At 62.3% G+C, this 21,019-nt stretch carries 18 protein-coding genes; 7 read left to right on the forward strand and 11 right to left on the reverse strand.

Annotated elements, in window-relative coordinates; genetic code table 11:
• Positions 1–24: 24 nt before the first annotated feature.
• The 4 genes from ACSSVQ_RS14080 to ACSSVQ_RS14095 all read right to left on the reverse strand — a co-directional run bounded on the left by ACSSVQ_RS14080 (position 25) and on the right by ACSSVQ_RS14095 (position 5,652).
• Positions 25–2,379, reverse strand: coding sequence for an efflux RND transporter permease subunit (locus tag ACSSVQ_RS14080; protein ID WP_454184020.1), 2,355 nt, complete (start codon positions 2,377–2,379; stop codon positions 25–27).
• A 29-nt stretch (positions 2,380–2,408) separates the two neighbouring features.
• Positions 2,409–3,068 carry a TetR family transcriptional regulator C-terminal domain-containing protein gene (locus tag ACSSVQ_RS14085; protein WP_454184022.1) on the reverse strand — a complete coding sequence of 220 codons (660 nt, stop codon included), beginning with the start codon at positions 3,066–3,068 and terminating at the stop codon, positions 2,409–2,411.
• Positions 3,069–3,151: 83 nt separating this feature from the next.
• A complete protein-coding gene (locus ACSSVQ_RS14090; protein WP_454184023.1) occupies positions 3,152–3,937 on the reverse strand; it encodes a phosphatase PAP2 family protein in 786 nt (261 codons plus the stop codon).
• 5 nt (positions 3,938–3,942) lie between these two features.
• Positions 3,943–5,652, reverse strand: a complete 1,710-nt coding sequence (locus ACSSVQ_RS14095) for an ArnT family glycosyltransferase (RefSeq protein WP_454184024.1) — start codon at positions 5,650–5,652, stop codon at positions 3,943–3,945.
• A 289-nt stretch (positions 5,653–5,941) separates the two neighbouring features.
• On the opposite strand from ACSSVQ_RS14095, the gene ACSSVQ_RS14100 reads away from it, so the two are divergent.
• The 4 genes from ACSSVQ_RS14100 (at position 5,942) to ACSSVQ_RS14115 (ending at position 11,472) form a co-directional block, all read left to right on the forward strand.
• Positions 5,942–6,721, forward strand: coding sequence for a glycosyltransferase family 2 protein (locus ACSSVQ_RS14100; protein ID WP_454184026.1), 780 nt, complete (start codon positions 5,942–5,944; stop codon positions 6,719–6,721).
• Entirely contained in the window at positions 6,706–7,047 is a 342-nt protein-coding gene (locus ACSSVQ_RS14105) for a lipid-A-disaccharide synthase N-terminal domain-containing protein (RefSeq protein ID WP_293324514.1), read from the forward strand. The genes ACSSVQ_RS14100 and ACSSVQ_RS14105 overlap by 16 nt, the downstream gene beginning before the upstream one ends.
• Positions 7,048–7,218: 171 nt before the next feature.
• On the forward strand, positions 7,219–8,379 hold the full coding sequence (locus tag ACSSVQ_RS14110) for an efflux RND transporter periplasmic adaptor subunit (RefSeq protein WP_454184028.1): 1,161 nt from the start codon (positions 7,219–7,221) through the stop codon (positions 8,377–8,379).
• A gap of 9 nt (positions 8,380–8,388) precedes the next feature.
• Entirely contained in the window at positions 8,389–11,472 is a 3,084-nt protein-coding gene (locus tag ACSSVQ_RS14115) for an efflux RND transporter permease subunit (protein WP_454184030.1), read from the forward strand.
• Here ACSSVQ_RS14115 and ACSSVQ_RS14120 read toward each other — a convergent pair.
• The 5 genes from ACSSVQ_RS14120 to ACSSVQ_RS14140 form a co-directional block, all read right to left on the reverse strand.
• Complete coding sequence (locus ACSSVQ_RS14120) at positions 11,454–12,488, reverse strand: SPASM domain-containing protein (RefSeq protein WP_454184031.1); 1,035 nt, start codon at positions 12,486–12,488, stop codon at positions 11,454–11,456. The two genes, ACSSVQ_RS14115 and ACSSVQ_RS14120, sit on opposite strands and share 19 nt — an antisense overlap.
• An 87-nt stretch (positions 12,489–12,575) precedes the next feature.
• On the reverse strand, positions 12,576–13,430 hold the full coding sequence (locus ACSSVQ_RS14125; protein ID WP_454184032.1) for a TauD/TfdA dioxygenase family protein: 855 nt from the start codon (positions 13,428–13,430) through the stop codon (positions 12,576–12,578).
• A 67-nt stretch (positions 13,431–13,497) separates the two neighbouring features.
• Positions 13,498–14,184, reverse strand: a complete 687-nt coding sequence (locus ACSSVQ_RS14130; RefSeq protein WP_454184033.1) for a VOC family protein — start codon at positions 14,182–14,184, stop codon at positions 13,498–13,500.
• A 20-nt stretch (positions 14,185–14,204) separates the two neighbouring features.
• Positions 14,205–15,347, reverse strand: coding sequence for a thiolase C-terminal domain-containing protein (locus ACSSVQ_RS14135; RefSeq protein WP_293325969.1), 1,143 nt, complete (start codon positions 15,345–15,347; stop codon positions 14,205–14,207).
• A 16-nt stretch (positions 15,348–15,363) separates the two neighbouring features.
• Positions 15,364–15,774 carry a Zn-ribbon domain-containing OB-fold protein gene (locus tag ACSSVQ_RS14140; RefSeq protein ID WP_454184034.1) on the reverse strand — a complete coding sequence of 137 codons (411 nt, stop codon included), beginning with the start codon at positions 15,772–15,774 and terminating at the stop codon, positions 15,364–15,366.
• Between the two features lie 152 nt (positions 15,775–15,926).
• On the opposite strand from ACSSVQ_RS14140, the gene ACSSVQ_RS14145 reads away from it, so the two are divergent.
• Positions 15,927–16,268: a hypothetical protein gene (locus tag ACSSVQ_RS14145; RefSeq protein WP_454184035.1), complete on the forward strand. Its 342-nt coding sequence runs from the start codon at positions 15,927–15,929 to the stop codon at positions 16,266–16,268.
• On the opposite strand, the gene ACSSVQ_RS14150 is transcribed toward ACSSVQ_RS14145, so the two are convergent.
• Complete coding sequence (locus ACSSVQ_RS14150; RefSeq protein WP_454184036.1) at positions 16,269–16,940, reverse strand: nitroreductase; 672 nt, start codon at positions 16,938–16,940, stop codon at positions 16,269–16,271.
• Between the two features lie 76 nt (positions 16,941–17,016).
• Between ACSSVQ_RS14150 and ACSSVQ_RS14155 the strand changes: the two genes are divergently transcribed.
• Complete coding sequence (locus ACSSVQ_RS14155; RefSeq protein WP_454184037.1) at positions 17,017–18,153, forward strand: hypothetical protein; 1,137 nt, start codon at positions 17,017–17,019, stop codon at positions 18,151–18,153.
• A 17-nt stretch (positions 18,154–18,170) separates the two neighbouring features.
• On the opposite strand, the gene ACSSVQ_RS14160 is transcribed toward ACSSVQ_RS14155, so the two are convergent.
• Complete coding sequence (locus ACSSVQ_RS14160) at positions 18,171–19,406, reverse strand: acyl-CoA dehydrogenase family protein (RefSeq protein WP_454184038.1); 1,236 nt, start codon at positions 19,404–19,406, stop codon at positions 18,171–18,173.
• Positions 19,407–19,641: 235 nt separating this feature from the next.
• Here ACSSVQ_RS14160 and ACSSVQ_RS14165 point away from each other — a divergent pair, with 235 nt between their 5' ends.
• A complete protein-coding gene (locus ACSSVQ_RS14165) occupies positions 19,642–21,012 on the forward strand; it encodes an MFS transporter (RefSeq protein WP_454184039.1) in 1,371 nt (456 codons plus the stop codon).
• Positions 21,013–21,019 lie beyond the last annotated feature (7 nt).

Below are 21,019 nucleotides of genomic sequence, written 5' to 3' on the forward strand. Positions count from 1 at the left end.
TTTGTGTTCGGTGCCGGCGGTGGTTCAGACCCCGGCGGGCGATGCGGTTTCTCCCGGGACCTGGACCGGTACACGCTTTTTCGATTTCCGGTTCCTGTCGAGGGCGATCAGAAGGCCCGGCAGGAGCAGGAAGTCGATGATGAGTGCCACAGCAATGGTAAGTGCCACCATGATGCCCAGCATGGCGTTAATCTTGAACGGCGAGAACGCCAGAATGCCAAATCCCGCGACCAATACAAATCCCGAAACCCATAATGCAGTGCCAACCGTTGCAAAGGCGTAACGCACGCCCTCTTCGGCGGAATAGCCGAACTCGTCCCGGGCGCGTTTGTATTTCGACAGGAAGTGAACGGTGGCGTCGACGATGAGGCCGAGGGCGGTGGCGATGACGAAGGAAGACCACAAGCCCACTTCCGGACGGAACAGCGCCAGTATGCCGAAGGCGACGACGGGCGGTGCGATGTTGGTGACGAGGCTGATGAGGCCGAGCTTGAGATCCCTCAGCGCGAGCATGAGGCAGGCGGAGATGAGGAGGAGGGCGAAAAGCGTGCCCACGGCCATGGCCCGGAAGTTCGACTCGCCGATGAAGGAGAACATGACCGACTGGCCCGCCGACTGGGAAATCATATAGGTCGGCAAATTGGCTTCCTGCCATGCCATGGCGCGTTCGCGCAGATCTTCCATCTGGCTGGTGGAAATGTCGTGCAGGGTAAGCGTGAGTTTGCTCGCCGATTTGTCCACATTGAGCTGGTCGTTGAGGTCGAGCCCGTAGGGGAGCGACATTTCATAGAGCAGCAGGAATTGAGCCGCGGCCTGGCGGTCGTCGGGGACGCGATACCAGTCTTCATTGTCGGCATGCATGCTCTTGTTCACGCGCTTGATGACATCGCTGAACGTGGCGACATGCACGACTTCGGGCTGCTCGCGAAACCAGTCGGCAAAGGCTTCCAGATGTTTCAGATAGGCGGGATCGGAGACGCCGCCCGATTCCTGCGCGGGGATCGAATGGCTGATCTGGTAGATGCCGGTGAGATTGTCGGCGGCCCAGTCGGAGGCCACACGGAACTCCATCCGGTCGTCGAAATAGGTCACGAAACGATCGTCGAAGACGAAACGTGGCAGCAGCACCGCAAAGCCCACCGAGGTGAGCACGACACCGCCCATCAGCACGCGATTGTGGCGAATGATGAAGTCGCCGAGATTTTCCATGACCCGGCTCTGATTGACGATGCTCGCCTTCGCCTTGAAGGGCAGGACGGCGACGAGTGCGGGCAGCAGCGTGACCGACAGCACCCAGGCAATTACGGCGCCGGCGGCGGAGATATTGCCGAGATCGCGGAAAGGCGGTGCGTCGGAGAAGTTGAGGCTGAGAAAACCGATCGCCGTCGTCATGCTGGTGAGGAAGACGGGCTGCCAGTTGACCCGCATGGCCTCGACGATCGCTTCGTTTCTCGTCATGCCGTGACGCATCTGCACCAGCATGGTGACGAGGATATGGATCGCATCGGCCACCGCGATGGTGAGGATGATGGTCGGCGCGCCGGAAGAGGGCGGCGTCAGCTTGACGCCCATCCAGCCCAGCACGAGGCCCATGGCGGCAAAGGCGGAGAAGAACACCACCGCCATGGTGACGAGCGTGCCGGAAAAGGAGCGCAGCAGCAGGTAAACCGTGACCGCCAGAATGAGATACATGGCGGGTGTCAGGGTCTGGAGGTCGCGCGTCGCCGCCTCGGAAAAGGCGTTGGAGAGCATGACCGAGCCCGTGAGTTCGAAGCGGATATCGGGATGCTGCGCGCGCATGTCGGCGAGAATCCTGCGCGCATGTTCGACGACGGAATTATTGGCGGCCACGTCGTCGCGCGGCATGTTCAGGCGGGCGACGATGGCCGTGGTGCGGCGGTCGTCCGAAATCAGGCGCTTTGCGGTGACGGGTTCGCTGGTGGCGATGTTCCCGACTTCCTTTGCGCTTTCCGCGGTCAGCGCAGCCGGATCGGGGACGAGATCGCGGACGATGAGATCGTCTTCGGACGCGCGGGTGTGCTGGTAATTGGTGATGCTGTCCACACGCACGGAGAAGGGCGTCTGCCAGGCGTCTTCCGTTATCTGTTTGACGATGGCGAGGACTTCCGGCGTGTCGACGCTGCCTTCGTCCGGTTGCAGGACCCAGAGCAGCGTATCGGGACTGGAATAGGTGCGTTCAAGTTCTTCGAAGGCGAGGAGGTTGGGGTTCTCGTCGGTGAAGAAATAGCGGTAGTCATTGGAGAACTCGATGAATCGCCCGCCGCTGGCGAGGGCCAGGGCGGCGCCCGCGGAGAGAATGAGTACCAGCCAGCGCCACCGCACGACCCAGTTCAGATAGGCCACTACCCATTCGTTCATCAGCCCGTTCCTCTCCCCGGCGACGCCTCTCAGGCGCGCAGATGTTCCAGATAGTCGAAATAGCTATGGGCGCATTTCTCGGCGAGCGAGGTGTCGCGCGTCGTTTTCAGCATGCCGGAGACGCCCTGATGGGTGGCGACGATATAAGCCGCGACCCCCTCCGCATCGACATCGGCGCGCACCGTGCCCGCGGCCTTGCCGCGTTCCAGCGCGTCGGCGATATGGCCGCGCCATTCGGCGAGCACGCCGGACAGGAAGAGCCGGAACTCTTCGTCGATGGGCGACATTTCCTGAGACAGATTGTTGATCGGGCAGCCGAGGCGGGGGTCGACGCCCAGCTCGCCGTTGACGTGCCGCTCGATGATCCGGCGCAGCTCGGTCACGGGATCGTCCGTCCCGGCCAGCGGCTGATACCAGTTGTGATCGAGGAACCGGTGGAAAGCGTCGCCCAGCGCGGCGAGGCCGAGCGCGTGCTTGTCGGCGAAGTGGTGGTAGAGAGCGCCCTTGGTGCAGCCGGAGACTTCCAGAATGTCGCTCAGCGACGCGGCGCGGAAACCCTTCAGGTAGATTTCGAGAAAGGCCGCCTCCAGCAACGCCTGGCGCGTTCGCTCGGCGCGTGAGGCGGGGCGCTCCCGCTTCAGATAGGGCGGGAATTCCGGCAGAGGGATATGGGAGGCGTCGTGCGACATGGGACCTGACAATGTAAAAACCGACCGGTTGGTATGTTTCTATATTGTCAGATCGGCCCACCGAAACAAGAGGCAATTTCGTATTATTTCAGGTGCGGGGTTTCTTCCGGCCGCGGGTAGAGCGCGCTGTCGCCCCGGCGCAGGATGAGAGGGGCGAGCAGGAAGACGAAGAAGGCGCCAAGCCAGGAACCAATCAGGATATCGCTCGGGAAATGGTTGAGCAGCACGACGCGGGAGACCGCGGTCAGGGCTCCGACCGTCAGAAAGAGCTTCCAGTGGCGCGGGAAGGCGATCATCAGCGTCGCCATGAAGACGAAGATCGTCTGCGAGTGACCGGAGGGGAAGCTGTCGAGGCGGTGGGTCACGGTGAAGGGTGCAAATCCGTACAAACCATCGCGGAAGAAGTCGCTGGGACGGTGACGGCTCGCCGCGAATTTCACCAGATGCAGCACGATGGCCGAACTCGCCATGGCGGCCAGCATCAGCGCGCAAAAGCGCCAGATCTTTTCAAGCTTCTTGCGGGTGGATTGATAGGCAGCAAAGCGCTTGCCACGCGGAATGAAGAGAAAGGCAAGCGCGGCGGCAACGATATAGACCGTGCCGTCGCCCAGATCGGTCACCGCCTGCCAGAAATAATGCATGTTGGGCGTGACGACGCGCTGCATCGTTTTCGACACGGCGAGGTCGACATGGGGCATCAGGCCAATGGCGAGCGCGAGCAATGGTGCCAGTCCCGACCACATCATGCGCCGGAGGCGGTGAAGCGGCGTCGGTCCCTCCGCTGCGGCCGTTGCGATCTCCACCAGTTCGGCGGGTGCGAACCGGCGGATATCCGTTTGTGTCGCCTCGGCCATGTCTGATTTTGTCATGTCGCTTATTCGGCGGATTTGTAGAGGGTCAGGGCCAAGGGCTCGCCATTCGTATAGTCGAAGCCGTCCCACTGGCGGATCCGTTCAAGGCGCAGGTTACGCGCCTTCGCTTGGTCGAGGAATGCTTCCTTCTGCTGCCCCGTGACGAGCGCGTAGGCGTCGGGCGTATCCGCCAGATAGTCGGCTGCGGTCATGCCCGGCACCAGCATGGTATCGGTTCCGTTCAGGAAGATGAGGCTCGGCTCGTTGAAGCCCGCCGAGGCGAGCGGCGGGCGCTCGTCATGGGGCGGGATCGCCGCTGCGACTTCGCGGGCGACCCACAGCTTGTCGAGAGAGGGGGCGACCGCCGACCCGAGCCAGGGCACGAAAAGCGCCATCATGAGGGCGAGCACGGCAAGGGCCGGCTCGAACTGCCGCCGGAAAGCAAACCAGACGGCGGGCAGTATGCCGCCCAGCACGATGAGTGCGAGGACGATGCCGCGCCAGTCCACGCCCGGCCCGTATTCGGTCAGGGCGAAAAGCGCACCGCCGGCAATCGCCAGTCCGACGACGAGCCAGAAGGCCAGATGCAGCCAGAACAGCGCCCGGCCCCAACCGGGCAGGCGGGGCGGCAGGCCGTTGACCGCGAAGAAGCCGCCGAGCAGCGCCAGCGCCGGATAGGCGGGTAGCACGTAATGCGGCAGCTTGGTCGGCACCGCCTCGAACATGATCCAGGTGGGCAGCGCCCAGCAGATGAGGAATTGCACCGCCGGTTCGCGGCGATAGTGCCAAGCGGTGACGATGCCGGGAATGATGATCAGCGACATCGGCCAGGATGCGGCGAAGAGGCTCAGCAGATAGGTGCCGGGCGGCGCGCCATGGCTTTCCTGTCCGCCGATCAGCTTGGGCAGCAGATCTTGCTGCGCGGCATTGGCGATGAAGGAGAAGGCGCCGGAATGCCAGAGCGCAAGCGGCCAGGGGGCGACGATGAGGATGAGGAGCGGGACGCCCCAAAGCGGCTTCAGCCGCCGGAACCAGCTTCCGTCCTTGCGCAGGACCCCCCAGGCGACGGCGGTAAAGCCCAATACGGCCGGGCCTATCGGTCCCTTGGTGAGGATGGAAAGGCCGAGCCCGCCCCAGAAAAAGAGCCCGGGCGCCGGGCCCATTTCCGAGGATTCGCCCTTTTGCGGTCCGAGGCCTGCGAGGGTCAGGCCGTACATGCCTGCGAGTATGGTTGCGAGCAGCACCGCGTCGGTCTGGGCGATATGCGATTGCCCGACCATGAGCATGGCGCCGCCCAGGAGCAGGCCGCCCATCAGGCCGGTTCGCCTGTCGAAGAGCCGGGCGCCGATCAGGAAGGTCAGCAGGACCGAGGCCATGCCACCCAGAACCGAAGGCAGACGGTAGGGCCAGATTTCATTGGCGCCCGCATCGGAGAAGGCGGCGACAGAGGCGGCCTGTACCCAGTAGATGAAGACGGGCTTTTTCGCGCGCGGCTCGTCCTGGAAATAGGGGACCATGTAGTCCCCGGTTTCCAGCATCTGCTTGGTGGCCTGGGCAAAGCGCGACTCATCGCGGTCCATGGGCGGTAGGCCCGCAAGGCCCGGCAGGAAAACGAGGGCGCAGAAGGCGATGAGAATCGCATAGGGGCGCCAGCCCGTGACCGCTTTTTCCAGAAACGACTGGAGCAGGGGGCCTGCCTCGCGCGCTGCCGGGTTCTGGGATCGTTCGGTCATGCGGTTAACCCTGCTTTCGGAAAATCATGGCGGCGTTTCTTTTCCCCCGGCAGTGTTCGGGGCGGTGGTTTTGGGGGCACTGTCTCGCGCGGGAGCGCATTTTTGACAAGAGAGTTTTGGATTATCTTGCAATCTGCCATATGACAGGCTCGCCTTGCAGGAAAGCGGGGCGGGATGCGCGATGGACCATCAGGGGGCCCTTCGAAGTGTTGACGGACTATAGCGGAATTTCCCGGCTGAGGGCGGCCCAAAGGCGCCTGAGCCGGATCGGTGGAAGCGAGGGGCTCCTATGACGGGCGAAAATTTCGAGCTGAGCGTCGTTGTGCCGGTGCTCAACGAGGAGGGCAATATCGACCCTCTTCTGGCCGAGCTGGAGGCGGTAAGGGCCTCTCTGGACGTGCCGTGTGAGTATGTGTTCGTGAATGACGGCAGCACGGATACGACGCTGGACAAGCTTCGCGCTGCGATGCGGACCATGCCCCATCTTCAGGTGTTCAGTCATGGAAAGCCCTGCGGCAAGTCTGAGGCCCTGCTGACATGCGTTCGGAAAGCGCGGGGCCGGCTTGTTGTGATGATCGACGGCGACCTGCAGAACGATCCGGCGGACATCCCGCGGCTTTATCAGGTTTATATCGACGCGGAAAAAAGCGGCCAGAATATCGGCATCGTCGAAGGGCAGCGCACCAAGCGGAAGGATCCCTTCCCGCGTAATCTGGTGTCGCGCATCGCCAATAATGTCCGCGGCGCGATCCTCAACGATACGACCAGGGATGCCGGATGCGGTTTCAAGGTGTTGAGCCGCGATCTTTTTCTGGCGCTTCCCTTTTTTACGGGCCTGCATCGTTTTATGCCTGCGCTGGTGAAGCGCGAGGGCTTCGAGATCGTGCTGGCGCCGGTCAATCACCGTCCGCGCGTCTCCGGCGTTGCCAAATACAATACGTGGAACCGGCTCTGGGTCGGTATCGGCGATCTCGCCGCCGTGTGGTGGCTTCTGAAACGGCGCCACGACCCTCACGGCGTGACGCATAACCTGTCGGATGGGAAGGATGAGCCATGTTCACCTCTGTAATGACGTGGCTTTCTCAGGCAAGTATCTGGGTCTTTGTCGGTTTTCTGGGGCAGGCGTTGTTTTCCGCCCGCTTCCTGCTGCAATGGCTGGCGAGCGAAAAGGCCAAGCGGTCCATCGTGCCGGTGGCCTTCTGGTATTTCTCGATCAGCGGCGGCGCGACATTGTTTGCCTATGCGCTGTGGCGCGAAGACCCGGTCTTCATCCTGGGACAAGGCGCGGGCCTGTTGATTTACGGGCGCAATCTTTACTTGATCTACAAGGAAAGAGCCGCCGGGCGGCATGCCTCTATCGACCCCGAGCAGAACGGCGACGACGTCACCGCCTGAACCCCCTCTTTGCGTAGGGGCATCGTCGTATAAAGCGGCAAATTGCCATTTTCCTTTCGGCTAAAATGACCTATGTCAAAGCAGAGGGGAGAGGGCTCAGACTGCGCGCCCATCCGTAAGCTAAAACGAATGGGAGGCGGGTCACCGACCTCCGAAAACAGAGGTCGGAATATGACTTCCTCCAGCGAGACACCGCGCAAAAAAGCGGCGGCGGGCGTGCTTGGCCGTCCGGCGCTGATCGCTCTTGCGATTGCCGCCATTCTGCTTGTGGGGTTTGCATGGATGGCCTTTCAGCGCATGGGCGGTCAGGGCCAGGGATGGTCTTCCCCGCCGCCGGCTGTCGAAACGGTGATTGCTGGTATAGAGCCGGTGCAGGCTGAAGTTTCGGCTATCGGTACGCTCGAAGCCGACCAGTCCATCGTCGTGACGCCGGAAATCTCCGGGATTGTGACCAGCATCGATTTCGAGGACGGGCAACGCCTCGAACAGGGCGATCTCATCGTCACGCTGAACGATGAAGACCTGAAAGCGCGTCTGCAGCAGGCCGAAGCGCAGCTCACGCTGTCCCAGGCGAATTTCGAGCGCGCCCGCAAACTGGTGAGCCGCGGGTCGGGGACGAAGCGGTCGCGGGACGAGGCGCTCAATGCGCTGAAATCCGCCGAAGCGCAGCGCGCACTGGCGCAGGCTGCGCTCGACAAGGGCACGATCCGGGCTGCCTTCTCGGGCATTGTGGGTCTGAGGCAGGTGAGCCTCGGCCAGTATGTGACGCCTGGCCAGCCGATTGCGACGCTCGCCGATGTGGACAATCTCAGAATCGATTTCCGTGTCTCCGAAATCTATCTCACCGAGATCGAGAAAGGGCAGACCGTCGACATCACATTCGACGCGCTGCCCGGCGAGACCTTTCGCGGCACTGTGAGCGCCATCGATCCGGTGATCGATGTCGAGGGGCGCGCGATCAAGGTACGTGCGTTGCTTGCGAACAACGAAGGGCGTTTGCGGCCGGGCCTGTTCGGCCGCGTGAAGATCGTCACGCAGACGCGCGACTCCATCGTCGTGCCGGAGCAGGCCATCATCTCCACGGCGGGCTCGGATGCGACGGGCTCCAAGGCGGTCTTCGTGGTGGGTGAAGACGGTAAAGCCCATATGCGTCCCGTGGAACTTGGCGTGCGTCAGCCCGGCAAGGTGGAAATCCGCTCCGGCGTCAAGGAAGGCGAACGGGTGATTACGGCGGGGCAGATGAAGGTTCGAGACGGGGCGCCGGTTCAGCCCATCGAACTCAAAAAGAAAGCCTCCGAAAGCGAGGCCCCCACAGGCGGGGCCGCGCAGTAGGAGACGCATATGCATATTTCCGAACTCTTTATCCGCCGACCTGTCTTCGCGACGGTTGTTGCGCTCATCCTCATTCTCGTCGGTTTCGTTTCCTATGAGCGGCTGACGGTGCGCGAATATCCGGCAATCGACGAGCCGGTGGTGACCGTGACGACCTCCTATCGCGGCGCCAGCGCCTCGGTGATCGAACGCGAGGTGACGCAGCCGCTCGAAGAGGCGATGGCGGGGATCGAGGGGATCGAGATCCTGACGTCGTCCAGCCGGCCCGAAAGCAGCCAGGTGACGGCGCGCTTCACGCTGTCGACGGATCCGGATGTTGCGGCAAGCGATGTGCGCGACCGCGTCGGGCGCGCGCGCGGACAGCTTCCCGACGATGTGGACGAGCCGATCATCGCCAAGGTCGAGGCCGATGCGAGCCCGATCATGTATATCGCCTTCGCCTCGTCGCGCATGTCGGGCATGGATATTACCGACTATCTCGACCGTATCGTGAAGAACCAGCTGCAGAACCAACCGGGCGTTGCGCAGGTGTCGATCTTCGGCGAGCGGCTCTACTCGATGCGCGTCTGGGTGGACCGCCAGCGCCTCGCCGCCTACGGGCTGACGGTGCAGGATGTCGAGAACGCGATCCGCAACCAGAACGCGGAAATTCCCTCCGGCCGTATCGAAAGCACCAAGCGGGAATTCACGGTCCTGTCCAAGACCGCGCTCGAAACGCCGGACGAATTTTCGAAGATCGTGGTGAAGGACAGCGGCGGTTTCCAGGTGACGCTCGGCCAGGTGGCCAAGGTCGAGATCGCGCCTGCCGACGAGCGTCGCGCGGCGACCTATAACGGCAAGACCTCGATTTCTGTGGGCATCGTGAAGCAGGCAACGGCCAACCCGCTGGAAGTGGCGGCCGCGGTTCGCGCCAAGCTGAAGCAGATGGAGCCGACGCTGCCGGTGGGGATGGCCTATTCCATCGGCTATGACACGTCCATCTTCATCGAAGAATCGATCAAGTCGGTCTATGAGACGATTATCGAGGCGGTGATCCTCGTCGTGCTGGTGATTTTCGTCTTCCTGCGGACGGTACGCGCCTCGTTCATCCCGGTTGTGACGATCCCGATTTCGCTGATCGGCACGTTCGGCATGATGTTGCTCTTCGGGTTCAGTATCAACACGCTGACGCTGCTTGCCATGGTGCTTGCCATCGGCCTTGTGGTGGATGACGCGATCGTGGTGCTGGAAAATATCTTCCGGCATATCGAGGAAGGGTTGTCGCCGGTTCAGGCGGCGATCAAGGGCTCGCGCGAAATCGCCTTTGCGATCATTGCCATGACGCTGACGCTCGCCGCCGTTTACGCGCCGGTGGCCTTTGCCGAAGGGCGGACAGGGCGACTGTTTCTCGAATTTGCGCTGACGCTGGCCGGCGCCGTCGTCGTATCGGGTGCGATGGCGCTGACGCTGACGCCGATGATGTGCTCGAAGCTCTTGCGGCGCGATACGGGCGGCGGACGGTTCGACAAGCTGCTGGGCGGCTGGCTCGACCGTCTCGACAGCGCCTATAAGAACGCGCTCGAGAAAGCGCTGGGCCGCAAGACGCTTATCGTCGTTGCCGCCGTTCTTGTCGGTCTTTCCTGTGTGGGGCTTTTCAAGCTGCTCAATCAGGAACTCGCGCCGACGGAAGATCGCGGCATCCTGCTCATCGCCGGTCGTGCGCCTGAGGGCGCGACGCTCGACTACACGCTGCATTATACCAAGCAGATCGAGAATATCGTTTCCCAGGTGCCCGAGGTGAAGGGATATCTGGTGGTGGCGGGCTTTCCCGAAATCACCAATCTCATTTCCTTCTCGCGCCTAAGCCATTGGAGCGAGCGCGACCGCTCGCAGCAGGAAATCGTCAATTCCATCCAGCCCAAGCTGATGGAAATACCGGGCATTCTCGCCTTCGGTATCAATCCGCCGTCGCTCGGCCAGAGCGGGCGGTCGCAGCCCATCCAGTTCGTGCTGCAGACCTCCGGCACCTATGACGATCTGGCCAATGACATGAACAAGTTCATGGAAAAGCTGCGCGCCAATCCCGGCTTCATCAATGCCGATACGGATCTGAAACTCGACAAGCCGCAGCTCGACATCAAGGTGAACCGCGAAAAGGTGGTGGATGCGGGCATCGACGTGTCGACCGTCGGGCGCACGCTGGAAACGCTTCTGGGCGGGCGCAAGGTCACGCGCTTCGAGCGTAACGGCAAACAGTTCGACGTCATCGTGCAGGTGGCCGACGAGGACCGGCGCACGCCGCAGGATATTTCCGACATCTATGTGCGCGGCAAGGACAACGAGATGGTGCAGCTGTCCAACCTGATCGACGTGAAGGAGACGGTGGCGCCCGCTTCGCTCAATCGCTTCAACCAGCTTCGCGCGGCGACGATTTCATCCAATCTCGCACCAGGTTATTCCATGGGCGAGGCGCTGAACTTCCTGGAGAAGACGGCGGCGGAGGTCCTGCCCAAGAACGCGCAAACCGATCTCAACGGTCCGTTGCGCGAGTTCACGAAGTCCTCCGGCACGCTGGCCGTTACCTTCGTGCTGGCGCTGATGTTCATTTATCTCGTGCTGGCCGCGCAGTTCGAAAGTTTCATCGAGCCGACGATCATTCTCGTCTCGGTGCCGCTGTCGCTGGCTGGTGCGCTGCTTCTCATGTTCGTCGCCAATATCGTGACGGGGACGAATCTCACGCTCAATATCTACAGTCAGGTGGGCCTTATCACGCTGATCGGCCTCATCACCAAGCATGGCATTCTGATCGTGGAGTTCTCCAACCAGCTGCGTGAGCAGGGCCGGAATGTGCGCGATGCGGTGGTGGAGGCGGCGGGGCTTCGGCTGCGTCCGATCCTGATGACGACGGGAGCGATGGTGCTGGGGTCGATGCCGCTGGCGCTGGCAAGCGGTGCGGGCGCGGAAAGCCGCCAGGCCATCGGCGTCGTGATCGTCGGCGGCATGAGCTTCGGCACGCTGCTGACGCTCTTCGTGGTTCCGACGGTCTATCTCATTGTCGTTTCATGGCGGGAGAAGCGCCGCGACGCGCGCGACGGTCAGGCTATCGAGGCCTGACGCCGCGCCTCGCGCAATTCGCGAATAACGGGACCCAGCATTTCCTCGTGGAAGCGGTCGCAGCCGATACAGGGATTTGCGTAAGGCAATCCCTGCGGCGTGGTGGTGTGCGACTCCGCTCGCATGCGCGTTTCGGTCCAGCCCATGCTTTCGCCCATGCGTAGCGGATCGCCTTGGTTGAGGGCTTCGAAGACGGGATGGCCTTTGAGGCTGTCGAGAATGTCGGTCAGGCGTTCTTCCGTCAGATTGCCGATCGGCAGTTTCGTTTTCAGGCAGCAGGGATAGACATCGCCATTGGGTTCGATGGCGACTTCCGAACCGGCAAAACCATGGTTCAGGAAATTCCTGGCGCCGGACCAGCGGGCGCAGAAATCGGTTTCCATGCCGGCGGTGGAAAGTCCGTTCTCCCAGGCGCGGCCGCGCGGCCATAATTCCTCGATCCACTGGCCGGGCTGGGCGCCGAAGAACAGAAAGCTGGGGCCTTTGGCTTCGCCGTCTTTCGGGGCGGGTTCGAAGCCGGCGGCCAGAAACATCTCCGTCAGCTTTTCCTGGAAGGCCTCGCGCTTTGCGCCCTCCATGCCGACATGGAAGTCGTCCATGCTGGCGATGGCGACGGTCCAGATATTGTGCTCGCGCAATTCGTCCAGCATTCGCGGCGTCAGGATATCGCCCGTTGTCTGCATGGAGAGGCGGACGCCGTTTTTCCCGTATTTCTCGGTCAGTGCGTCGAGCGCGGGATAGAAGAGCGTTTCGCGCACCGGGTCGATCATCACTTCGCCGCCTGAAATGATGATCCGGCCCACCCGTTCCGACGGGTTTCCGTCGGTGTCCGGGCGGGCGGGGTCCTTGTAGATCATGCTCTCGGGCAGGTTGGCGACGATCTTGCGGAAGCTCGCCTCGCCCTCGGCCATGACCGTGGCGAGGTCGTCGCGGACGTAAGGGCGGAAGCGCGTGTCGTAGCAGTGCTTGCAGCGGCGATGGCAGGCCCATGTCAGGACGTAGTAGATCGATTCCACGGTGCGCCTTCCTTTTGTTTCCCGCAGGAGAATAACGAACCGGAGGGCGTGTGCGGATCACATGAGCGTGAGAACCGTGCCGATACCTCAGACCGGCCGGTCGCCGTTCACCGTGACGCGCTCCATCTCGCGGCGATGGCCGTGATAATCGTTGAGCGCGAAATGCTGCGTGCAGCGATTGTCCCAGAAGGCGAGCGCGCCTTTTGTCCAGCGAAAGCGGCAGGTGAAGGGTTCCTGCGTGCAGTGCTCATAGAGGAACTGCAGGAGCGGCTGGCTTTCGCGCCGAGTCCAGCCGACGAAGCGCTCGGTGAAGGCGGGGTTCACATAAAGGCCCTTGCGCCCCGTTTCCGGATGGGTGCGCACCACGGGGTGCTCGTAAGCCGGCACGTCGCCCTCGGCCTGGTTGACCTCCATGCCTTTGCGCTTCTGTGCGGAATGGCCTTCGCGCCCATATTCCGCCTTGGCGGTGTGGACGGCTTTCAGGCCCTCCAGCGTCTTCTTCATGCCGTCCGACAGCGTTTCATAGGCGAGATACTGGTTCGCCCAGAGCGTGTCGCCGCCATAAGGGGGTACGTCCTTGGCGTAGAGGATGGAGCCGAGCGCGGGCTCTTCCAGAAACGACATGTCGGAATGCCAGCCGCCGCCGAAATTCAGCCTGTCTTCGGGCTCCTTCACGATGCGCATGATTTCCGGGTGCCCTTCCATGCCCTTCACGTAAGGATGGATGTTGAGCGTGCCGAAACGCCGTCCGAATTCCTTGTGCTTTTCGGGCGTCAGCTTCTGGTCGCGGAAGAAGATCACCAGATGATCCAGAAAGGCCTGGTGGATGTCGTCGAACTGTTCGTTGGAAAGATCGGCGGACAGGTCCGCGCCCTCGATCTCCGCGCCGAGCGCACCGGCGATGGGGTTCACCTCGATGGTCTTGTAGCTTTTGGCGCTCATGGTCTCCTCCTCGCCTCTCCGGTCTTGTGCCGGGGTTTGAGGAGAACAGTCTAGCCGATGTGCGCCGTCAGTCGAGAGAGCCGGTCAGCGAGGCGCGCTGGGACATTTCGATCCAGTTGCCGTCGGGATCGCGGATGAAGGAAATGCGCGCCGTTTCGCCCAATGTGCGCGGCGCTGCGCCCTCTGCGCCGCCGCGGGCGAGGATCGCGGCATGTTCCTCGTCGACCTTGAAGATCTGCGCGGTGATATAGCGCCAGCCCGGCCCGTCCATGGCGGCGTCGGCGGGGGCGTTCGGGTCTTCCTCAGCCAGGATCACGCTGTCGCCGCAGCGAAAGGCGATGCCGCTTTCAACGGGGATTTCCTCAAGCTCCAGCACACGGCCATAGAAGTCGCGATGGGCGGCAAGGTCGCGCACGCCGAGGCGAATGCCGATGCGCGTAATGCCCAGATGGCCTTCCGGCACCAGCGTGACGCGGTTGCCGTCGGGATCGGTGAGGGCTTCCGGCTTGTTGATATTTGTCTGTGCGATCAGCAATTCGCGGTAGCCCGAGGGCGGCGCATCGGGCAGCGGGTCGCGGGCATGGTTGATCTTCAAGACCGAGCCCGCGAGGTCATGGCGGTGCTGGCGGCGTCCGCCGCCCAGCGGCAGGACGTGATCGAGTTTCAGGCCGACCTTGTTCTGCCAGAAGTCGAGCATGGGCTCGAGCGAGTTGGTGAAGAGCCCGACATCGATGCGGGGTTTTGCGAGATGCATGCCGGGCTCTCCTGCTTTTCTTAAGGCGCTTCGTTGGAGAAGACGATCGTGCCCGACGAGGCGAACATGCCGCCCACGCCATGCGCGATGGAAATCTTCGCATCCGGCACCTGCGCGGGCGCAATGCCGCGCATCTGACGCACGCTCTCCTGAAGCGCATACATGCCATACATGCCCGAATGCATGTAGGAGAGGCCGCCGCCATTGGTGTTGAGCGGCAGCTTGCCGCCCGGCGCCGTGTTGCGTTCGCGGATGAAGGCGGCGCCTTCGCCACGCTCGCAGAAGCCGAGGTCTTCAAGCCCGTAGATCGGCAGATGCGCGAAGGCGTCATAGATCATCAGGTGATCGACATCGGAGTGCTTGATTCCCGCTTCGTCGAAGGCTTTCTTGCCGGAAACGCGGAAGGCCTTGGAGGTGGTGAAGTCTTCCATCTGGCTGACCATGGGCGTTTCCACGCTTTCGCCCGTGCCGAGAATGTAGACGGGCTTTTGCGGGAAGTCCTTTGCGCGCTCGGCACTGGTGAGGATGAGCGCACCGCCGCCATCGGTGACGAGGCAGCACATCAGCAGCCGGAACGGCCAGGAAATCATGCGCGAGTTCAGCACATCGTCGACGGTGATGAGATCGCGGAAGCTGGCGCGCGGGTTTTTCGCGGCCCATTCGCGCTGGATGACCGCGACCATGGCCACGTCTTCCTCGGTCACGCCATAGGTCTTCATGTAGCGCAGCGCCGGAATGGTGAACATGCTCGGCGGGTTCGTGATGCCATAGGGAACCTCGAACTGACCCTGCTGGCTCTGCGGATCGCGGCTGAAGCGGCGCGCGCCGACGCGCGAGCGGCCGGACTCCGCATGGGTGATGAGAACCGTGTTGCAGAGCCCCTCATTGATGGCGGCCGCCGCGTGGCGGACATGCAGCATGAAGGAACATCCGCCCACCGAGGTGCCGTCCACCCAGGTCGGCGTGATGCCGAGATAATGCGCGGTCTCGACGGGGCTGTCGCCCGCCGTCGCCACGCCGTCGATATCCTTGGCGGTGAGACCGGCATCGGCCATTGCGTTGAGTGCGGCGTCGGCATGGAGCGCGAGCTGCGACTGGTTCGGGATCTTGCCCATCTGCGTCGTTTCGGCGGCGCCGACGACGGCGACTGATTTCTGTTTCATCTCTCGTCCCCTTGCTTCACTTCGCCGGCCGGAATTTGGGCAGGCTGATCTCGTCCGTCGCCTTTTCGAATGTGACTTCGAGGGGCATGTCGAGTTCAAGCGCTTCGGGCGTTTGCGGGCAGTCCACGATGTTGGTCATCATGCGCGGGCCTTCTTCCAGCTGCACGACAGCGATGGAATGGGGCTCCTCGCCGAAATCGGGACGGGGACGATGGTTGATGATGTAGCTGTAGAGCGTTGCCTTGCCGCTTGCCTTGATCACTTCCACCTCGCGCGCCGAACAGGCCGGGCAGAAGTCGCGGGGCGGGAAATAGGTGTGATTGCAGGTCTTGCAGCGTTGCAGCCGGATTTCGCCGTCGCGGCAGCCATCCCAGAAATGCTGCGTTTCCGGCGTGGGCTGGGGCAAGGGGCGTTTGTAGTCCGCCATGAGGACCTCCCTGACATATGTGATTCCGGTTCTTTGAATGCCGGAAATTCGAATGCGGGGAGGATAGCGGGGCGGGGGGACTTGGCAAGCGACTCGGATGAACAGGCGTTCGCCCGGATTGAACATTTGTCCCGGGCACATATATTGATGGTATGAAAATCAATGCCCGCTTTTTGAGCCTTTCAATCGTGGCGGCCTCGCTGGTCGGTGCCTCGGCTCATGCCGCGGATGCGCCGGGGCCTGCCGACGGGACGGCACTGATCGGTCTTGGCGGTCAGGTGGCAACGGCAGGTGTTTCAGGCGGCATGGCCGATCCCGTCCCGCTTTTTGCCGGTGCCAATGGCCCTGCGATTTTCGTCTTGAACGTGCCGTCGCTCGGCCAAGGGGGAAATGGCGGCGCGATGGGCAGTACTCTCGGCTCGAAAGCGATGAAGCCCGCACACAAGGGTATTTCGCAGTCGCCGGGTCGCACCATCGAAGATCTGAATCGCTGATCAGTCGAAACCGTGAAATGTCGCGAAACTGTCGAGCGGTTCGCGTTCGGCAACCAGCGTGTTCACGGGTTGCGTTTCATCCGCATAGCCCAGCGACATGCCGGCGATGATGTATTCGTCGTCCGGCACATCCAGCACCTGGCGGGTGACGGACCAGAAATTGTTCCACGCCCCTTGCGAGCATGTGTCGAGGCCGCGCGCTTTCGCCGCCAGCATCAGCGTCTGCATGAAGATGCCGATATCGATAAAGCTCATCGCATCGAGATCCTTGTCGATGGTGAAGATGAGCCCGACGGGCGCGTCGAAGAATTCGTAATTGCGGCCCCATTGGCGCCAGTTCGCCGCCTTGTCGCCTTTCGGGATGCCGAGCAGGCCGTACATTTCCTTGCCCAGCGTGCGCATGCGGCCGGTATAGGGCTCCTTGCGCTTGGAGGTACGCGGAAATTCCGCCTTTGCGTCCTGAGGATCGTTCTCGCGATGAGCCATCACCTCGGCGACGAGGCGATCGCGCATCTCGCCCGCGACCACATGCACTTTCCAGGGCTGGATATTGGTGCCGGAGGGCGCGCGTGAGGCGAGTTCGAGAATTTCCTCCATCAGGTCGCGCGGCACGGGATCGGGCCTGAAGGCGCGAACGGATTTGCGCGACCGGATGGTGTCGTCGATATGCATGAAGCTGCCTCACTGGATGCGGATTTCGATTGGCGCGAGTTTAGCGAGGCGGCATAGTCGGTCAAATAAACGGGCTGTGACGAGGGAGGCCGGGATTTTCAGAACTACTGCGCCGACGCGTATCGAACGCCAGATTGTCGGCACGTGGGACCAGTGGATTGTCTGGCGGCTGGGCGGGCGCCCGGCGGTGGTGGCAGCGAGCGTTCCCCTAATCCTGATGGCGAGCTTCTATCTGCCGGCCTGGCTTCTGGGCAATTACGAGACGATGGAGCGCGGCGCCTGGTCGGGGAGCGTTTTCGGTCTCGATCCTTTTTCCTGGGCCGCGTTCGTCGTCTCGTTGCTCGGTGGATACACGCTTTCGGTCACGTCCTTTTCCATCCTGCGCGATTGGGAAGACATGGTGCGCCTGTTGCCCGTGCTGGACGAAAAGGCTCATGACCTTCTCGCCACCTGGCGGTCTCCGGGCCGTCCGCAGCTCCAGTATGGCCGTATGGCAGGCTATGCGGGCATGGTGCTGGGCATCTTCGTCATGCTCGTCACCGTGCCGGGGCTCGTCGATGTTCTGCACCTTCGCTTTTTTCTTCCCATGGGGCCGGCTCCCATCGAGGGGGCGGTCGCTTTCGTGTCGATCTGGTTTCTCGTCATGGGGCCCGTGCTTTTCTACATTCTGGGCCAGGGACTTTTCTTCAGTATTTCGGAAGGCGTGTTTCTGCGCCGGTTGCAGCGGCACTATCTGCGGATCGACCTTCTGGATATAGACAGGCTGGCGCCGCTGACGCGAATTGCGATGCGGCGATCGGTGGTGTGGATCGTCGGCGCGACGCTGGGCTCGCTGTTTTTTCTGAGTGCGGGGATCGAGCGCACCGCGCTCGAGCCGCTTTTCCTCGGCATTTGCGTCATCGCGGTCGGCGTGCTGATGCCCCCCTTGATCCGGGTTCATCAGCATATCGTGCGTACCAAGAAGGAAGAACTCGACACGCTGCGGGCGGCGATCCGGGAAGAACGCGACCTGGCACTCGACCGTGACGAACGCGGCATGCAGGCCATCGCCCGGCTTCCCGGCCTCATCGCCTTCGAAAATCGTATCGATCAGGTGCGCGAATGGCCGGTCGATTTCGGCACGGCCAGCCGCTTCGCTCTTTATCTCGGCATCCCGGTCTTCTCATGGGTCGGCGGCGCATTGGTGGAAAAGCTGGTGGATGCTTTCCTCTAGCGCGTCGCCCCCAAGGCTTACAATCCGAGTACCGCCTTCGACATGATATTGCGCTGGATCTCGTTCGAGCCCGCATAGATGGAGCCCGCCCTGTCGTTCAGATATTTGGGCGTTACAGGCAGGGCATAGTCCGGGCCGACATGCGCCTGACTTCCTTCCGGCGCTTCATGGCCCGGCACGGGACCGCCGGGGCAGGTGGCGTGGGGCTGGAAGGGAACGGCGTAATAGGCGACCGCTTCCAGCGCGATCTCGGTCAGGCGCTGGCTCAGTTCGGTGCCGCGCGTTTTCAGCATGGAGCTTTCCGCGCCCGGCGCCTCGCCATGGCTGAGTTTCGACATGATGCGGTGTTCGGTGAATTCGAGCGCGGTGATTTCCGACCAGGCTTGCGCCAGTTTTTCCGCGAAAGCCGTATCGTCGATCAGCCGGTCGCCCGTGCCTGAAAGTTCTTCGCCCGCGATCATGCGGATGCGTTCGAGCCTCGTATGCAGCCCCGGCGCATAGGCGTGTCCGCCACGTTCGAATTGCAGCAGGTATTTCGCGACCGTCCATCCATCGCCGACCTTGCCGACGACATTCTTTTTCGGCGCGCGGGCATTGGTGAAGAAGATCTCGTTCTGAACATGTTCACCCGTCAGCATGATGAGCGGTTTCACCTCGATGCCGGGCGTATCCATATCCATCAGCAGGAAGGTGATGCCGCGCTGGGGAATGTCTTCCTTCGAAGTCCGCACCAGGCAGAAGATGCGGTTGGCGTATTGGCCATGCGTGGTCCAGATCTTCTGGCCGTTGCAGAGATATTCGTCGCCATCCTCGACGGCGCTCATTTGCAGGCTCGCCAGATCGGAGCCCGAGCCCGGTTCCGAATAGCCCTGACACCAGAAATCCTCGCCGCCGAGAATGCGCGGCAGGTAGAAGTCTTTTTGTTCCTGCGTGCCATAGCCGATGAGGACGGGGCCGCACATGCCCACGCCCATGGGCGAAAGCGGCGGCGCGCCGGCGGCGGCAAATTCGCTGGCGAAGATGTAATGCTGCACGACGGACCAGTCGCAGCCGCCATGCTCCACCGGCCAGGCAGGCGCGACCCAGCCCTTTTCGAACAGCGTTCTATGCCATTCCATCGTGGTTTCATAATCGGCATAGACGCTGGTCATCAGCTTGCCGCGGCGGCGCAGCTCCGGCGTCAGTTTCTCGTCGAGAAAGCCCCGCACCTCGTCGCGGAATTGTGCGTCCTCTTTTGCGTAAGCGAGTTCCATCGCCTTTTCCTCCCGAAACTCAATAGCTGTTGCGGCAGAGTAGGCGACGGGCTTTTGCGCGAGTCAAACGGGACAGGGCGGATGCAGCGTGCCGCTGCGGCAGTCGCAGCGCATTTGGTTCAACGCCTGCGGGATGTGGAAAGCGTCTCGCCATTGGCGAGGGGCATAAAAAGGCGTAAATGGATGACAAGCGCCCGTGTCAAAGAGGCGCTTTATTGATTCAGGGCGGTTGGAAATGTCCGAGCTAGAGGAAAAACCGAAGGATCGGGAGACCCGGGACGCGCAGGAAAACGCGGCGCCGGGACTTGCCGAGCGGGCCAAGCAGGCGGCCGAAATTCTTGTCGGCAAGACGACGCCGGAAGAGCGCAAGCGCGCCTTCGTGATCCTCTTCATGTGCCTGCTTGCCGTCGGCATGGGGCAGACGCTCGTTTTCGCCGTGCTGCCGCCGATCACGCGCAAGCTTGGCATGGGCGAGTTCGAGACGACGATGATCTATTCGCTCTCGGCCCTGCTCTGGGTGATGACCAGCGCCTTCTGGGGACGGCGCAGCGATGTGATGGGCCGAAAGCCCGTCATCCTGATCGGTCTTCTGGGGTTTGCCGTCTCGACCACGCTGTTCGCCTTTGCCGTGCTTTTCGGGCTCTGGGGCATGGTGCCTTTGGCCTTCCTGTTTCCGCTGCTGATGGGAACGCGGGCGATCTTCGGCACCTTCGGATCGGGCACCATGCCCGCCGCCCAGGCCTATGTCGCCGACCGGACGACGCGGGCCGAGCGCGCCTCGGGCGTGGCGGGCATCGGCGCCGCCTTCGGTATCGGTACGGTTGTGGGGCCGGGCGTCGCGGCGGCCTTTTCGGAAATCCACATTCTCGCGCCGTTCTTCGCGGTGGCCGTGCTGGCCTTCCTGTCGGCGCTGATGATCTGGTTCCTGCTGCCGGAACGCACGGCGCCCAAAAGCTCGATCGCCGAGAAGCGCGCCGGGGTGAAGCTCAACCTGATGGCGCCCAATGTGCTGCCCTGGGTCATCGTGGGTGTGTTGTTGAGCCTTTGTCAGTCCACGACCATGCAGCTTGCGGCGTTCTATTTCATGGATGTGCTGCATCTGGAGGCGGAAGCGGCGACGCAGGCGATTTCGATCGGGCTTCTCGTGATGGCGCTTTCGACCATCATGGCGCAGATCGGTCTTATCCAGCGCTTCAACCTGTCGGTGCAGTTTCTGCTGCGCTGGGGGGCGGTGACGATGATCCTTGCCTCGGCGATGCTGGTGATCGCGAATTCTCTCGGCGTTCTCGTGATCGGTATGGGGCTTGCGGGCCTTGCCTTCGGGCTCCTGCGGCCGGGGCTTCAGGCAGGCGGGTCGCTCTCCGTCTCACCCAAGGAGCAGGGCGCCATCGCCGGCATTATCGGCTCCACCGCGGCGACGGGCCATGTCATCAACCCCTTTGTCGGCATACCGCTCTACCATTGGCACCATTTCGCACCCTTCATCATGTGCGGCGTGCTGATGGTCATCATTCTCGGCTTTGCCGTCTTCCACCCGCTGATGAAAGATCTCGATCAGCGGGCGGATGATTTCGAGGATGAAGAAGAAGGCATCGGCTACCACTGAGCCGATG

The organism is Parvibaculum sp. MBR-TMA-1.3b-4.2 (genome assembly GCF_053628815.1).